We start from the raw sequence: 15412 nt of genomic DNA, 5'->3' as shown, positions 1-15412 counted from the left end.
TCCAGCACTCTGATCTATCGTACGGTAGACGGACCCTTTAAGGGGATCGGCTCAGCAAAATTTAAAACGGGTTATGACCGCTCAGGTGCCTGCTAGCTCAAGAGCGGTCATTCTTTTTGGTCAGGGCTACAACGATTGCTACAACAAGTCCAAGGACGATCCCAATACGGGGTCGTCTTTTTTGTGTGTCTAACCTGTGACCGAAAACGGTCATAATTCGGTCGAAATCAGGGGTTTCCCGGAACATTTTAGGGGATTTCCCTGAATTACTTCCAAGGGGTTCCAGCGGTAGAATGAAGGCGTGAAAAGTACACCGCGCCAATAAGGGCACGTGGAAAGGAGAAGAGCACGATGGAGACGCAAGTAGACAAAGCTGCGAAAGGCAAGAAGTCAAAATCCAGCAAGCTGCAAACGGACCAGGAAGACTTGAAGGGGACGTTTGTTGCAGTACTGATCGTCGGGGGTATCATTCTGGTCGGTTGGTTAGGTGTATTCGGGCTTTTCCTGGATAGGGCGTAATTAGGAAGTGAAGGAGGGTACTTATGCATTTGCATCGATATGAAAAAATCTGGTTGATGCTAGGCGCAGGTGGATTGGCATTATTTATTGTTTTACTGTGCGTCAATGCGTTTGCCATGGGGATGGCTCCGCCAAGTAATATGGAAATGATCGATCCGGAAAAGGTAACGGAGACGCCTCCTTTTGATAAACCGGGCTTGAAACAGGTAGGAGACAAGGAATACGACGCCTACATGACGTCATTTGCATTTGGCTTCGCTCCAGCCAAGATGGAGATACCGGTAGGCTCGACGATTAATTTCCACGTAACAAGTCCAGACGTTATTCACGGATTCCAGATTCCTGAGACGAACATCAACTTCATGGTTCTGCCAGGACACATCAGCTCGGCGACACATACGTTTGACGAGCCAGGCGAATATTTGATCCTTTGCAACGAATACTGTGGCGCAGGTCATCAGGTCATGGCAACCACAATTATTGTGAAATAAAGGTAGGTGAATCCTATGGTAATCGCAAGGAAGATCGATGATACGATTCCTCATGCTCCGGTTCATCGTTCTGCGGCAAGGCTTAGCTTGGCCTATGTTTGGGTAGCGTATATTGCGTTTGGATTGGCCGCATTGGCAGGTATGGTACAGGGCATGGTTCGCGGTGGAATTATGGAGCTGCCCAGCTGGACGAATTACTATCAAATTTTGACTGCGCATGGCGTGTTGATGGCACTTATTTTTACCACGTACTTCATTGTCGGATTTATTTTCTCAGGAGTTGCCCGCACGACAGGTGGTTCCCTGCATGGAGCCGCGCTTAAATTTGGTTGGGCCGGCTGGATTCTCATGACGATCGGGACGTTGATGGCTGTTGTCACCATTCTGATGAATGAGGCATCTGTCCTGTATACGTTCTATGCACCACTGAAAGCATCACCGTACTTTTACATTGGCTCTGCCTTGCTCGTAGTGGGGAGCTGGCTGGCGGGATTCGGGGTTTTTGCCAGCTATCGTAAATGGAGACGCGAAAATAAAGGGAAAACGTCCCCGTTGTTCGTCTTCATGGGCGTGACTACCTACGTCTTGTGGATTACAGCGACGATTCCTGTAGCAGTAGAGGTATTGTTCCAGCTCATTCCGTGGTCACTCGGTTTGGTGCCGACGATTAACGTCATGCTCAGCCGTACGTTGTTCTGGTTCTTCGGTCATCCACTCGTTTATTTTTGGCTACTGCCAGCCTATATGGCGTGGTATGTATGCGTACCAAGAATCATTGGCGGCCACGTTTTCAGTGATTCACTCAGTCGTCTTGCCTTTCTCTGCTTGCTCTTGTTCTCCATCCCGGTCGGGTTTCACCATCAATTGATGGAGCCAGGAATTTCGCCTGCATGGAAAATGATTCACGTAACGTTGACGCTCATCGTCGTCATCCCGTCTTTGATGACAGCCTTCTCGATGTTTGCGATTTTTGAAACAACCGGACGTAAAAAAGGCGGAGTTGGTCTATTCGGATGGTTCAAAAAAATGCCGTGGACAGATGTACGCTTCTTCGCACCATTCGTGGGGATGCTGTTCTTCATTCCTGGCGGAGCGGGCGGAATTATTAACGCAAGTAACCAGATTAACGCGGTTGTACACAATACGATTTGGGTGACAGGTCACTTCCATATCACCGTAGGAGCTGCGGTCGCGCTCACCTTCTTTGGCGTCAGCTTTTGGCTGATTCCGGCGCTGACTGGACGGCGCTTAACGAAGACTGCCAATCGCATGGGGATGGTACAAACCGTATTCTGGACCGTAGGGATGCTCCTGATGTCGCTCGCCATGCACACAATGGGCTTGCAAGGGGCGCCACGCCGTACAGACTACACGACGTATATGGACCACCCGTTGGCATTGGGCTGGATGGATTATCAGCGCGTGATGGCATTTGGCGGAGGATTGCTGTTCGTATCGGCGATTCTCTTGATCGCAATTTTGTTATACCTGACTTTCTACGCACCAAAAGGAAATACGGAATATCCGATTGCCGAGACGGAGACTCCGCAAGAGGTTCCAAAAATTTTGGAGCGCTGGCCAGTATGGATCGGATTGGTCGCCTTCCTGATTATCCTCGCGTACGGTTATCCGATTATGGAACAAATTCAGCACCAAGCACCGGGCTCGCCGCCTTTTGTGACCTGGTAAAACGATTCGTACGAAAAAAGTCGCTCATTCCGTTTGGAAACGAGCGACTCTTTCTTTTTTCATCAAAACTCTAGCGCTGCCAATTCGGTAAAGGCAAGAATCAGATACCCGATTGCCAAAAGCCATAGGGCGAGGATTCTGAGGTCTTCCTCTTCAAATGGCATACAACTCCTCCTTTATCTCTTGTTAGCACAATATATTCAAGGGGGAGGGCATTGGTTTAGCTTATGGCTCGTATATCATCTTGTGAGTCATGCCACCATCTACAACCAGCTCAGTATCTGTAATGAAATCGCTATCCTTTTGCGTCAAAAATAGGCACGCACGGGGGAGATCGCGTTGATTTGCTCGGCTGTTTCTTCTCCCGCAGCGCGATTATATTCGGCAATGATGACATGTGCCCGTTCGGCAGCATACATCTTGGCAACAGCCTGTCCAATACCTTGTCCGCCACTAGTGACGATGACAATGTTATCCGTGTATTTCATTGATAGTGCCTCCAAACAATAGAGTATGAAGCAAACTGTAGCAGGAATGAAAAAAAGTAGTTGAAAAATGTTTGTAACTATAATAAAGTAAGTATTGACTTTTGAACAGCGTACTATACAGTATGGAGGAGATTCAACCATGAATACGGAAATGAAAATCACCGCTGAACAGGTAATGGAAGCCCGCCACAGCGTACGTAAATACGATCCTAATGGGAAAATCCCACAAGGCGACCTGAACGAAATCTTGCGTCTCGCAGCAAGCGCGCCATCTTCCTGGAATCTGCAGCATTGGCGTTTTCTCGTGGTAACCGATCCTGCCATCAAAGAAAAACTGCTCCCGATTGCTTACAATCAGCAGCAGGTAGTTGATGCTTACGCTACGATCATCATTCTCGGCGATCTCGAGGCATACAAGTCTGCTCGTCCGATTTATGATGAAGCATTGGCAAAAGGATATGTCACCGAGCAAGTACGTGACACCATGATTGGTCAAATCGAAGGTGCTTACAACAACAACCCGGAAATCGCTCGTGACGAAGCTATCCGCAATTCGTCCTATGCAGCGATGCAGCTCATGCTGGCAGCAAAAGCAAAAGGCTACGACACATGCCCGATGGGTGGCTACAACCGTGATGCCCTCATTAAAGAGCTGAACATTCCAACTCGCTATGTGCCTACACTAATGCTGACATTGGGTAAAGCAAGCGTGCAAGCTTATCCGACTTCCCGTTTTGGACTGGAAGAATTGGTTATCCAAAATAGCTTCTAAAATCGTGTCCCAACGACAAAAGCTCACCCACGCCTCATACCGATGTGGCCAGGGTGAGTTTTTTTGTAAACGGAAATGCTTATCGGTGAAAGGAATAGACGATGGAGTCGGAAACAGGCTCATAACCGATTGCTTGGTAGATGTGATTAGAGCCCAGCAGCAGACGGCTTAGCTCTGCGACGCAGGAAGTGGCGTACCCTTTTTTGCGCTGCTCAGGCGGGGTATAGACGAGGGTTATGACAATGCCTCGGCGAGTGGATCTTGATCGCATGGCCATGGATGTCGCCGTTCCATTTCCGTCATCCCACAAATGGAGCTTCGATGCCTCAATATGCATGTTCGCTTTTTTCCAAGCATCTTCTTTTGTAATATCTTCCCCAACCTCAATGAAAAAATGATAAATCCACTCCGCGATCTGATCGAGCTCTTGTATCGTTGCCAACCGCAGAAAACCAGTATATCCCCATTCTTTGTGAAAGCTCGTTTGTTCCATGATCTACGTCTATTTCTTGTTATGTACGTGCGTTTCCTCTTATGCTTTCTCAAGGGATCTTTGATTACCACCACTGTAATCAAAGATTGAACGTATATCGCTCAACATGTTATAGTGGATATACGATATACGATATCGCATAAGTTTTTTTCTTAGTGGATTGGGATATAAATAAAACCGTAGGTGTTCCCGCACCTACGGTTAATTCAATAGACGTTCTCGCAAGGGAGCGGCTCAAATATGTGTTACAGCGAAAAGACCGCCGCCTGGCCTCGCAAGCTCAAGGGCGGTCTATTTCTTTTTGAGGTAAGTCAGTAACGCCAGAATGAACATGCCAAACATAAACATGAGCGTCAGCGCTTGATAAACCTCCACCAGCATCACCCCCTCGCTGTAAGACGTGAGAGAGTGAGCCGACCACCCTTGAGAGATCCCGTTCTATTGAATTACCTTAATTTTACGAAAAGTGATAGAAAAAGACAATGAAGTTGCCTGATAGATATAGTATTACAAGGTACAAGCGTAAGTGGCGAGTTAGTTTAAATGAAAAAAGGCAGGAGAGCCAAATGCTCTTCCTGCCTTATTCGTTTAACAACAGTGGTAAATCCACCATAATAGAGGTTCCTTGCCCAAGCGCGCTGCTGACCGAAAAGCGTCCTGCGTGGAGCTGAATGATCTCTTTGCAAATCGAGAGGCCCAAACCACTGCCAGAGAGCTTGGAGCGTCCCTTGAAAAACTTTTCAGTCACATGCGGCAGGTCTTCCGGGTTAATGCCTTCACCAGAATCGGTGACAGTAACGAGGAGCCTGTCGCCCGAGAAAGACGCTGCGATCACGATGGAGCCGTTAGGTGGCGTGAACTTCAAGGCGTTGTCCAATAAATTCACAAATACTTGCTTCAGTCGATTCGGGTCTCCCATCACCATAAGGGAGGTAGGGGGAGTATCCAGCTTCAAGTCGATCTGCTTCGCATTCGCCCGTACTGAAAATTGAAGATGCAAGTCAAGAAGAAGCTGCCTTACATCCATGGGTACGCGCGACAATTTCATCTCGCCGGATTGAAACTTCGAGAAATCGAGTAATTCCTCGACGAGTCCGATGAGGCGATCTGTTTCCTTGGAGATCACTTCTAGTCCGAGCATTGTTTCCTCAGGCTCTTCCAGTCCTCCAGAGATGAGCGTTTCGCCCCATCCCTTAATAGACGTGAGTGGGGTACGAAGCTCGTGGGAGACAGAGGAGATGAAGTCATTTTTTAGCTTTTCGTTTTTCCTGATCTCCGCTGCCATGTAGTTGAAAGTATCTGCGAGAGTTCCGACCTCATCGTCGAAGCGTCTTGGCGCCCGTGCAGCGAAATTTCCTTCCGCCATTTGCTTTGCCGCTTTCGTCAAGTCTTCGATGGGGTCGACAATCCGTTTTGCCATGAGAAAGCTGAGTGCAAAAGCTAAGACGACTACGCCTGTCCCCACGCCAGCGCCGTAGAGGGCGATGCGATTGACTGCTTGATAGAGCGGTTCAGCCGAGATCGTGTACCGCAGAACGCCTACGAATTCGCCACTGTAGGTAAGCGGATTGGACACGGCAATGACGCGCTCCCGCGACTGCGGACTTTTTCCGATGTACAAGCCACTTTGCCCCTTTATCGCATCCGCGACGTCAGGGGTATTGATGATCTCGCCCGTTTGGAAGCCGTAGGAGTTGAGAATGACTTTTCCGCCAGGATCCAGCACTTCGATCTTGGCGTATTCTTCATTTGAAACATTTTCCAGAATGTAACGGGCCTTCTCTTTTAAATGATACCCAGTAGCGTACTTGTTAATAAAATTCGTGAAGGTGGTGCTGCGGGTCACCAATGCTTCGGTAGCTGTCCCGATGTAATACGTATGAACGGCCCAGTAAAACAGTCCCTCCAAGAGCAAAACGATCAGAAGGAGGATCAAGCCGAAATGAAGAACCATCCTGCTCTTAATGCCTTTCATCTTAGACGTCCTTTCGCCATAGATAGCCGTATCCCCAGACTGTTTCCAGGAAAGCTGGTTGAGCAGGATCGTCCTCGATTTTTTGCCGGATTCTTCGGATGTTCACATCGACGATTTTCAGATCTCCGATAAAAAACTGACCCCAGACTGCTGTCAAAATCTCGTCTCGACTGATGGCTTTGTTCGCATTTTCTGCGAGTAATTTGATGATGGCAAATTCTTTTGGGGTGAGGTCAATTTCTTGATCCGCTTTAATTAGCTTTCGTTCATCAAGCAGCAGCGTGAAGGGTGCAATGTCAATTTCGTTCCTGTCCTCTGCTTCAGGGATAGGTGTCAATCTGCGATGTAACGCTTTGACACGGGCCAACAGCTCAGCAGGGCTAAACGGCTTGGAAACGTAATCATCTGCCCCGAATTCGAGACCCATTACCTTGTCCAGCTCCTGGCTTTTGGCGGTCAGCATAATGATCCCGAGACGTGGATATTTTTTGCGGAGCTGTCCGCATACTTCGAAGCCATCAATGCCTGGGAGCATGACATCGAGAATCGCAATGACGATGTCTGATTGTTGATCTGCGAGAGCAAGTGCCTCTTCTCCAGTGCCAGCCTCAATTACCTCATAGCCTTCGCGTTTCAGATTGATACGTACAAAATCCCGAATGGATTTTTCGTCCTCGAGTATTAACACCTTCATTAGGCAAAATCTCCTTGGTAAGATTTCAGTTCGGGTAATTACAGAGGGGCCAGCGGCTTGTAGAGATCACGAACCTCTTCTGCTGTAAGCTGCATGGAACGATACTCCGCAAGCGCCGCCTTCCCCAGATTCGGTGTTGTTTGCGGTAAAATGGCGATCAAGACTTGCTTGCCCTCTTCCTTCAGCAAAATGTAAGGAACTTGTTTTTGCTTCAATCCGCTTTCAAATTTGGCCCATTCGTTTTGAGGGATGCTTTGGACCGTTAGTAATTCTGCCTTATTTTTTCCATTCGCTCCGTAATATAGGAATCGAATGAGAAGTGGATTCGTATCATGGTTGATGGAGATGGTGTATTTATCGCCCCATTTTGCCGGGATCTTCAGGTCAAACCCTTGTGTGTATTGTTGAAAATGATCCTCGATGTGTTTCAATCCCGTTTTCCCGTCCCATTGGAAGTAGGAGGAGACCCAAGGGATTTCTGCCATGGCCAAATCCTCTGTCCCAGCGGGTTGTATCTTCGTGCCGATCTCGATGATGCCATCACCGTTAATATCTTCACTTTCCAAAGAATATGGCTTGAAGGTCGGGTCCATCTCTCCTTCTATTTTTGCCAAAGGATTGGACAGTTGTCCATTGTCCCAGAGGAGTAGTTCAGTGGAAGCAGAGTGAGCACCTACTCCAGCATCAATAAATAGTCCGTTTCGGGTAGGGGAAACTTTTCCGATGACAGCCTGATAGTAACCATTTACATATCCGTCAAGGGCCACCTCCGTCTTTTTTGCGATTGTGCCATTCGCCGCCCCATACAGCTCGGCTTTGGATGTGAAGTTATTTTTATCGAGAACAACAAGAGCGAGATCCGCGTGATCATCTCCTGTCAAATCACCTACTGCCATAATGGAATAGGGCTGCTTCATCAATTCCTTGGTTATATGATTGGCTAGCGAATAAACGGAGAGCTCCTTGTTCAAATCTTCGCCGCCCCCCATTCCAATCAGCATTTCCGGAACTTTGTCACCTGTGAGATCTTGAAAGGAGACGTAATCCAACTCGCTGCCTACGCCAGTGAAGGAGGAGAGCTTTTCCCAGTTTCCTTGCTTTTGGGTAAGCACGAGTACACCGATTTCGTAATCAGTTTTTTCCGTTTTGTAAAAAGCGACGACTTCTGCAATCCCATCGCCGTCCAAGTCCTGTAGGGAAACTGCACTGGCTTCTGCGGGATGAAGCGGAACGGACAATTGTGACCCAGCCGGCAAAAACTGCATGACGGCCTGATTGATTGATTTTTGATCGCCGTCTGCTGACGGAGCACGCATCAATTCGTTGGGTGTATCTGTAAGTCCGCAACCGCTAACAAGCGAGGCGCAGAGTGCTGTCGTGAATAGCCAAGCCTTTTTCATTTCGAAATGTTCCTTTCTGCTGTTGCATCCATTTGACTATATTGTAGCTTGCCCATCCCGCAAAGTTGTTGCAAAACGGTAAAAAAAACGTTATCGAGCATTCCAAAGGAGAAGTGATCGTGTTCCGGGCTTCCTTATACAGGAAAAAAGTGCGAGAGAACCGGGAATATTTTACTAGCAACAATTGACCTAGAAAATTCGTTTAAACATATAGGATAGGAGTCAGATGTTACATATACAAAGGAGGAGAACAGGATGAAAGCATGGCACAAAAAGATGGCGGCAATTGTTTGCAGCGGAGCGGTTCTCATAGCTTCAGGCCTAGAAGCAAGTCCGGTTCAAGCGAGTAGCACCCCATCCCAGGCGTATGCGCCAGTGGTCTTATTACAGCCAGAACAAAATATCCCGTTTTCTATACGATTTGTCGATGGATTTGTGGCGAAAGTAACGAATACAAAAACAAAAGCGACGAGTACAGTAGATATATCGGCCAATAAGGCTACGTACGTAAAGCAAGGGATTTATCAGGGGAACGGAAAGCTGCAAAAGGCAACCGATGGATATGCGCAAAAGCTGGTGGAGCTGGTGCCATTCCGGGATGCGAAAGGCAACCTGCGCTATATGGGCAAGCAAACACTGTGGGGTGTGAATTCAGAAGACCGCCTGGCAGTGGCGACCAGTGTGTGGAACATCGTCAATGAACAGGCGCAGCTTTTGCAGGTAACGGTTCAAAAAGCAGACTGGGACAATATGCCGTCGCCAGATGTGACGATCAATAGCGGCTTTAGTATGGGCAGCGATAGTACCTTTGTCCTCGACTCGAAGTACGCGGATGTAACAGGAGACATGGTCAAAGATCATATTTTGCTTGTAGGCGATAAAATGGGCGTATCGATGAATCAGACGGCCCATAATCTGCATGTCGTGGTTCGCGAAGGAAAGAATAATCAACAGACGGCTATCTCTGTAGGAAAACGCGACAGCGGTATTTTGCCGAGGCTCGCCATCACGGATGGCAATGCCGATCAAGTGAAAGACATCCTCGTCACGATGCCGACTGCGACAGGGCATGTGTACAGCCAGCTTACCTGGAAAGATAATCGTCCGTTGCCACTCGTTGAGCAGGGGAAATTGAACGATCGTCAAGCGTATCAGCCAGTGATTGGGGTTTATGGTGAGGCCGTTGGGATGAATAAGGCGAAAAAATAATAGTGGAGTGTACGTGAGGGAGATCAGTCAGAGTGAAATCTGGCTGATTTTTTTGTAGTAGCTCATTGTTGAAGAATGACACATAAGTAGGACTAAAGTAGTCAAATTGTAAATAACTGAAAATTAAATTGAAAATAGAATCAGTTGATGGAATATTTGTATTAAATTGTAATTAAAAGGAGGTATTGGTCTTTCGATCTGATTTATTCTTTTTACTTAGGTTGAATGCAAAAAAACAAAATTCATTGTTGAAGGAGAGGTTAGTTTTGAAATGGTTTAGAAAGCTCCTGATAGTTATGGTTACTTTTTCGCTTTTCATGACATCAGTGCCGATAAACAGTGCAATGTCAAAAGAAATACAAAAAAGCGAGCAACAAATAAAGGTAATGGAAAATGACGTCCAACTCCCAAATAAATTAGTCGCCTCTGATAAGAAGGTAGAATTAGACGTCAATCAGGTGCAAAACATAGCAATTAATGCCGTGATTGCTGATGGTACGGAAGAAGATGTAACAGAGCTAGCGAGATGGGAGGTAGAGGATTCAGAAATAGCAACAGTACAAGAAGGAGAAATTAAAGGAATCCAAGAGGGAAATACGTCCATAAAAGTAACATATGAAGGCGACGAAATTGTAATACCAGTGGAAGTAAAATCGCCTGCTATTGAACTAAAAGAACCTAAAGTAACGATACAAGACAGTGAAATCCTTTTAGCGTGGGAAATGAATAAGTTGATAGAATCATACACGATTAAAAGGAAAACAGGTATTGAAGATTATGTCGAAATAGCAACTCAAATACTATCAGGAGAGTTCGCGGATAAAGATTATATTGATGGTGAGAAATATACATATCTCGTTGTTGGAATTGATAAAAATGGAGAAGAATATTCGTCGGATGAAGTGGACGTCCAAACCCAGGTAAGACAAGCAAATCTAGAAGTATCCGATCAAGAGATTTCATTGCTTCCCGGCGAATCAAAAAAAGTGAAAGTTAGCTCTATTCTTGCAGATGGAGACAAACAGGATGTTACACGATCAGTAAACTGGGATGTTAGTGATCATAACATTTTGGAGGTAATAGACGGAGATTTATATGCGATAGAGCCTGGTAGTGCAGTTGTTTCCGCACACTATCATAATCAAAAGGTTGAGATCAATGTAGTTGTCCGGGAACTGAGCACGATAACAGATACAGAGTATACAGTTACTTTAAATAAGGGAGAAAGCTATCAAATTAACAACATTGCAAGCTCAAGTAAATCTATTGATGTTGAACACACTAATGAAGCTAAATTTGATTACGCTGTATATAAGAAAGATGGGACGCCTGACGAAATGGAGATTTCTTCAGGAAGGAGCCGTGTATCCATAGCTGCTGGAGGAAGAGCGGTTATAACGGCAATATCAGATTCACCTGTAACCTTGAAGGCGAAGAAGGCTTTTTTTACAGGTGAAAAATCAAGTAATCCGGCAGTATTAAAAACAACTTTGCATCAGGGAGAAAGTTACCAGTTCACGAATAAGGGCAACATAAATATAAGAGTAGAGAAAGAGTACCTATTGAACGGAATGTTTGATTATGCAGTTTATAATGCTGCTGGAGGCGGGGTCAATCAAGGATTATCAGAAGCATCAAATTCAATTGATGTGCCGGCTGGTGGAAAAATAATTTTCACGGGTGTAACTGAGTCAGTTTCGGTTGTTGGTTCGTACTACGACTTTTTCGAAGGGAACGAAAGTCAGCAACCTGCACTTTTAAAAGTCTTTTTGAACAATGGTGAAAGCTACCGATTTACTAACCATGCAAAGACAAGTACAAATATACAGACTGATGCTGTGCGATTCGATAACCGTAAATTTGACTTTATTAGCTATAGACAAGATGGAATCAGCCAGTCAAAGGATGTTCAAGTTTCAGGAAAACATCATCGGTTAGATGTACCTGTAGGAGGATTCACCATACTTACAAATGTCTCAAAAGATCCTATCATGTTTGGTGGGTATCACGAGCTTTTGACCGGAGAGGCAAGCTCTCAGCAAGCTTTGTGGAGAATTGAAGTAAACAAAGGTGAGAGTTATAAAATTTCCAATACTAGTAACAAGGATCAAACATTGGTTAATAATACTTACGTTGAAGGCCGCATGTTTGATTATGTTAGAAAAAATGCGAATGGCAGTATCAGATCATCAAAGACAAACTATAGTGCGTTTATAGTATTAAGTTATATAGATAATGAAATTAGTATTCCGGCTGGTAGCCATATAATTGTAAGCGGAACTGGAGAAAACCCGGTAACGATTGGTGGAGAAGAAGCATTTTTTAATGCGGAGCAAATAAACGATCCAGCTCTTGTGAGAGTAACAGTAGGCAAGGGAGAAAGCTATCGGTTCACCAATACAAGTACTTCCAATATCGATTTTGTAAGCGATGCTTCTGTTGCTGATAAGCGCAAATATGACTGGGCTGTGTATTACCAAGATAAGAAGGGGAAGAGGTTAGGGAAAGAAACGATCAAGGATATTGTGGAAGTTCCGCCTGGTGGTGAAATGGTTGTCACAGGTACCTCAGATGCTCCTGTAACGATCGGTGCTCCTTTCGGTTTCGCTGATGTAAAAGGGACTATAAATCCAGCATTGTTAAAACGAACGGTATCACCTGGAGAAAATGTTACTTTATCGAATTTTAGTAATTTCGAAAGTGAAGTGGAAACGGATGCATCATCTGGAGGCATATTTGACTATAAAACCTACAATGAAAGTGGAGCTTTAGTTACTCACAATGTAAACAGCACAACTAGAAGTATAAAAGTACCACAAAAAGGAAGACTGGACGTTACTGTTTCAGGGGGAAGTCCAGTTAACTTCTATGGTTATTTTGACCATTTCCAATCGCAGGATCTTCCTAGCTCTCCTTTTACGAACATTACCATTAACTCAAGTCAGGACATAGCCCAAGAGAATGTAAATGCTGCTTACTTTAAATTCACGACCTCTAATGCGGGCGTCTACCGTATTTTCACCTCGAATGTTAAAGGTACGGGTGCTGAATATGATACGATACTACAATTGTATGCAGACGAACAATTAACTAGCCTATTATCGGAAAACGACAACGTAGCAGGTGGACCATACGGCGAACTGTTTTCCAAAATTGAGCACAGCTTATCAGGTGGAACTACCTATTACGTAAAAGTAAGTTCTGGGAAGTCTTCTCCTAGTTTGAATGCTCGACTTACTGTTGAACAAGTAGATGCAGACAGCACGCGAGAAGGGGCTATTCCGGCGGAGTGGGACCAGATTTATACAGACAGGTTATCCTCGCGATATGATGTCGATTATTTCAAGCTTACTGCCGAAGAGATAGCATTTATGAACTTGTATGTGACATCCAACATGCTCATTTTGGAGGATCAGGGCGGAAACACATTAAAAACGTTTCTCCCTGGACAAGAGGACAAGCTATTTATTACAGAAAGCGCTGGGATTTACTATGCGAAGGTAGTTTGGAATCAGGCTGTAACGAAAAATACATCGCTGCTTCTCGTACCGGATGAGGGAGATCGTTACGATGTCGGGCTACATAGTCCTAAGCGAGTATCTCAGAACACAGTAATCGATACCACACCAGGGTTCAAAAAATCTGTTACCGTCCAATGGAGATTTTCCAAGCCTCATCAGGAAGTAAGTATTCAAGTATTAAGAGGGACTATCGTCGTATACGAAGAGACTCGTCTGAATCAGCCTGCAAACACGTTTCTCACCTTTACGTGGGACGGGAAGTATAACAAAGGGAATCCAGGGCAATTGGCTGAGACTGGACATTATGTCGTAAAGGTCGTTGCGAAAGACGCACCGGATTACGATATTAACATACTAGTGAGAGTCATGAATACTCACGCTTCGAAAGTACACAATGTACAGGAATTGATTAATGCCAATATAGGCGAATCACCTGAAACAATAAAGGCTCTTCAAAGAGCTCTCAAGGATATGAAGTTTTATGACTATGTTGGGGAACCAGACGGTATTTATGATGAAGATTTACTAATGTCCATTATTGCTTTTGAAATGGTGATAAACAGAAGTGCAATGGTAGGCCCGCAAGGTGGGCAACCGCTCATGGAACAAGGGAAGATTAATGCGGAACTGCTGGATTATGTTGTTAGAAGTCATCGTTTAAACCGAGATAAGCTTGGCGAATTCGCGGAATTCCTTTTCAATGGTGATGTGATTATTTATGATACCGCTACCCTAATCCCAGCTTTTCGGATGGTAAAGACAGGCGGTAAGATTGTCATAAAAGCAGGTAAGACCATTGGGGATTTGTTTGAATGCAATTGTTTCACAGCCGGAACGAAGGTTTTGACAGATGAAGGGGAGAAGAATATTGAAGACATTAAAGTCGGAGATATGGTGCTCTCTAAGAATGATGAGACTGGTGAGCAAGCTTACAAGGCAGTTACACATTTGTATAGAAATGAAAAGGATATCATTTACGAACTTTCAGTAGGTGACCAAGTCATTGAGACAACTGACAACCATCCATTCTGGGTGGAGGGAAAAGGTTGGGTAGTAGCGGCTAACTTGCAGGTTTGGGATAAACTGCAGCAAAGTAATGGAAATACCTTGACGATTGACCATATCAAAATAGTTAAACATGATGAGAAGGTTAAGGTATATAATTTTACCGTTGCTGATTTTAATACCTACTTTGTAAGCGATTTGGGAATATGGGTTCATAATATCAATGGTTGTTTAGACCCGAATGTACTGAGAAATGTCGGTGATGATATTCTTGACAAAATGGAGAAGGTTGGCGGACATACACTTGAAAAGCACGTTTCGAAAACTAATGAAGAGTTAATAAATAGAGCTAACAAAGAGGATGTGGAAGCAGCTACATCTTTTACCGACAAAAGTACTGCAATTAAGTCCGTTCAAGAAAACTTACGTAGAAACGCAGATGAAATTGCACTATGGATTAATGAATCCGATACAGGAAGGAAGATCTTTGAAATGGATCATGCATTTCCAATTGGCAAAGGAGTACTACAGGATAAGAAAAAAATAAAATATGATTTAACATATTCTCGCCTAGTACTAGTTAGGGACTTATCTCAAGAGTGGGGTTTTAAGATACTAACGGCATTCCCAGTTGTCAAATAAAGAGAGGGATATGATGGGAAAATACAGTACGTTCCAGTACTTTCTTGAATGCTACTTTAATGTTAGTGCAAATTACAATGAGTTAGAGAAACTTATTACTGAATTCAAGGAAAGTGAGTTAAAAAAGTATCATATTCTACTCATTAATGAATTAGAGGAAATGCAAAGAATGGAGAATATCGATAATATCAAGGAGTTTGTGAGAATACATGGAATGAGAAATATGAAATATGACAAACTTGAATGGCTGATACAGACTATTCTGTGTGGACTGAAAACGAAGTGATTTCAAGATCAAAAAGACGTGAGCGAACAAGTATTGGAATTGGTCCAGAAAAAGCTATATAACTCCTTAAAAGAACTCGGTACAATTATGTAAAGTCAAAAACAATATAACGGTAAAACAAAACAAGCTCTCCCAGAAGGGAGAGCTTTTGCATGTGCGCCCAGCATGGGCGTTATCTCTAGGGTTAAAGTCCCGAATGGTGAAGGCAGTAGTAGCCATTAGCTTAAG

Annotated in this window: 12 protein-coding genes and 1 pseudogene; 6 read left to right on the top strand and 7 right to left on the bottom strand. The window is 44.6% G+C overall.

The features are described 5' to 3' along the window. Positions 1 to 351: 351 nt before the first annotated feature. From AB1L17_RS27725 to AB1L17_RS27715, 3 genes are read left to right on the top strand one after another with little or no spacing between them, the layout of a single operon-like run. The gene (locus AB1L17_RS27725) at positions 352 to 519 is read left to right on the top strand and encodes a cytochrome c oxidase subunit 2A (protein WP_088910416.1); all 168 of its coding nucleotides are present in this window, start codon (positions 352 to 354) and stop codon (positions 517 to 519) included. 23 nt (positions 520 to 542) lie between these two features. After that, positions 543 to 1010 (top strand): cytochrome c oxidase subunit II, encoded by a 468-nt coding sequence (locus tag AB1L17_RS27720; RefSeq protein WP_412848167.1) that lies wholly within the window; start codon positions 543 to 545, stop codon positions 1008 to 1010. 15 nt (positions 1011 to 1025) lie between these two features. Then, on the top strand, positions 1026 to 2699 hold the full coding sequence (locus AB1L17_RS27715) for a b(o/a)3-type cytochrome-c oxidase subunit 1 (RefSeq protein WP_412848168.1): 1674 nt from the start codon (positions 1026 to 1028) through the stop codon (positions 2697 to 2699). 225 nt (positions 2700 to 2924) lie between these two features. On the opposite strand, the pseudogene AB1L17_RS27710 reads toward AB1L17_RS27715, so the two are convergent. Both AB1L17_RS27710 and AB1L17_RS27705 read right to left on the bottom strand, forming a co-directional pair. Further along, positions 2925 to 3035: pseudogene (locus AB1L17_RS27710) on the bottom strand (3-ketoacyl-ACP reductase); the annotation flags it as partial. After that, positions 3008 to 3118: a hypothetical protein gene (locus AB1L17_RS27705; RefSeq protein WP_412848895.1), complete on the bottom strand. Its 111-nt coding sequence runs from the start codon at positions 3116 to 3118 to the stop codon at positions 3008 to 3010. The gene AB1L17_RS27705 and the pseudogene AB1L17_RS27710, both read right to left, overlap by 28 nt. A 208-nt stretch (positions 3119 to 3326) precedes the next feature. On the opposite strand from AB1L17_RS27705, the gene AB1L17_RS27700 reads away from it, so the two are divergent. Then, positions 3327 to 3959 carry a nitroreductase family protein gene (locus AB1L17_RS27700; RefSeq protein WP_412848170.1) on the top strand — a complete coding sequence of 211 codons (633 nt, stop codon included), beginning with the start codon at positions 3327 to 3329 and terminating at the stop codon, positions 3957 to 3959. Positions 3960 to 4038: 79 nt separating this feature from the next. On the opposite strand, the gene AB1L17_RS27695 is transcribed toward AB1L17_RS27700, so the two are convergent. From AB1L17_RS27695 to AB1L17_RS27675, 5 genes are all read right to left on the bottom strand, one after another. Beyond that, positions 4039 to 4452, bottom strand: coding sequence for a GNAT family N-acetyltransferase (locus tag AB1L17_RS27695; RefSeq protein WP_412848171.1), 414 nt, complete (start codon positions 4450 to 4452; stop codon positions 4039 to 4041). Positions 4453 to 4743: 291 nt separating this feature from the next. After that, positions 4744 to 4794: a putative holin-like toxin gene (locus tag AB1L17_RS27690; protein WP_231504337.1), complete on the bottom strand. Its 51-nt coding sequence runs from the start codon at positions 4792 to 4794 to the stop codon at positions 4744 to 4746. Between the two features lie 238 nt (positions 4795 to 5032). Beyond that, entirely contained in the window at positions 5033 to 6427 is a 1395-nt protein-coding gene (locus AB1L17_RS27685) for a sensor histidine kinase (RefSeq protein ID WP_412848172.1), read from the bottom strand. Between the two features lies 1 nt (position 6428). Then, complete coding sequence (locus AB1L17_RS27680) at positions 6429 to 7121, bottom strand: response regulator transcription factor (protein WP_412848173.1); 693 nt, start codon at positions 7119 to 7121, stop codon at positions 6429 to 6431. Between the two features lie 38 nt (positions 7122 to 7159). Beyond that, positions 7160 to 8521: a VCBS repeat-containing protein gene (locus AB1L17_RS27675; protein WP_412848174.1), complete on the bottom strand. Its 1362-nt coding sequence runs from the start codon at positions 8519 to 8521 to the stop codon at positions 7160 to 7162. 255 nt (positions 8522 to 8776) lie between these two features. Between AB1L17_RS27675 and AB1L17_RS27670 the strand changes: the two genes are divergently transcribed. Both AB1L17_RS27670 and AB1L17_RS27665 read left to right on the top strand, forming a co-directional pair. Beyond that, positions 8777 to 9730 carry a YybI family spore inner coat protein gene (locus AB1L17_RS27670; RefSeq protein ID WP_412848175.1) on the top strand — a complete coding sequence of 318 codons (954 nt, stop codon included), beginning with the start codon at positions 8777 to 8779 and terminating at the stop codon, positions 9728 to 9730. Between the two features lie 266 nt (positions 9731 to 9996). After that, positions 9997 to 14898: a polymorphic toxin-type HINT domain-containing protein gene (locus tag AB1L17_RS27665; protein ID WP_412848176.1), complete on the top strand. Its 4902-nt coding sequence runs from the start codon at positions 9997 to 9999 to the stop codon at positions 14896 to 14898. Positions 14899 to 15412 lie beyond the last annotated feature (514 nt).

The sequence above is a fragment of the Brevibacillus jepli genome, from assembly GCF_047229145.1.
Lineage (GTDB): Bacteria > Bacillota > Bacilli > Brevibacillales > Brevibacillaceae > Brevibacillus.
Note: the sequence above shows the minus strand (reverse complement) of the source record. Positions and strands in the feature narration are given on the sequence as shown.

Excerpts from the sequence above, each read along its gene's own strand:
- AB1L17_RS27725 (WP_088910416.1), top strand. The coding sequence starts at position 352 with ATGGAGACGCAAGTAGACAAAGCTGCGAAAGGCAAGAAGTCAAAATCC.
- AB1L17_RS27720 (WP_412848167.1), top strand. The coding sequence starts at position 543 with ATGCATTTGCATCGATATGAAAAAATCTGGTTGATGCTAGGCGCAGGT.
- AB1L17_RS27715 (WP_412848168.1), top strand. The coding sequence starts at position 1,026 with ATGGTAATCGCAAGGAAGATCGATGATACGATTCCTCATGCTCCGGTT.
- AB1L17_RS27705 (WP_412848895.1), bottom strand. The coding sequence starts at position 3,118 with ATGTATGCTGCCGAACGGGCACATGTCATCATTGCCGAATATAATCGC.
- AB1L17_RS27700 (WP_412848170.1), top strand. The coding sequence starts at position 3,327 with ATGAATACGGAAATGAAAATCACCGCTGAACAGGTAATGGAAGCCCGC.
- AB1L17_RS27695 (WP_412848171.1), bottom strand. The coding sequence starts at position 4,452 with ATGGAACAAACGAGCTTTCACAAAGAATGGGGATATACTGGTTTTCTG.
- AB1L17_RS27685 (WP_412848172.1), bottom strand. The coding sequence starts at position 6,427 with ATGAAAGGCATTAAGAGCAGGATGGTTCTTCATTTCGGCTTGATCCTC.
- AB1L17_RS27680 (WP_412848173.1), bottom strand. The coding sequence starts at position 7,121 with ATGAAGGTGTTAATACTCGAGGACGAAAAATCCATTCGGGATTTTGTA.
- AB1L17_RS27675 (WP_412848174.1), bottom strand. The coding sequence starts at position 8,521 with ATGAAAAAGGCTTGGCTATTCACGACAGCACTCTGCGCCTCGCTTGTT.
- AB1L17_RS27670 (WP_412848175.1), top strand. The coding sequence starts at position 8,777 with ATGAAAGCATGGCACAAAAAGATGGCGGCAATTGTTTGCAGCGGAGCG.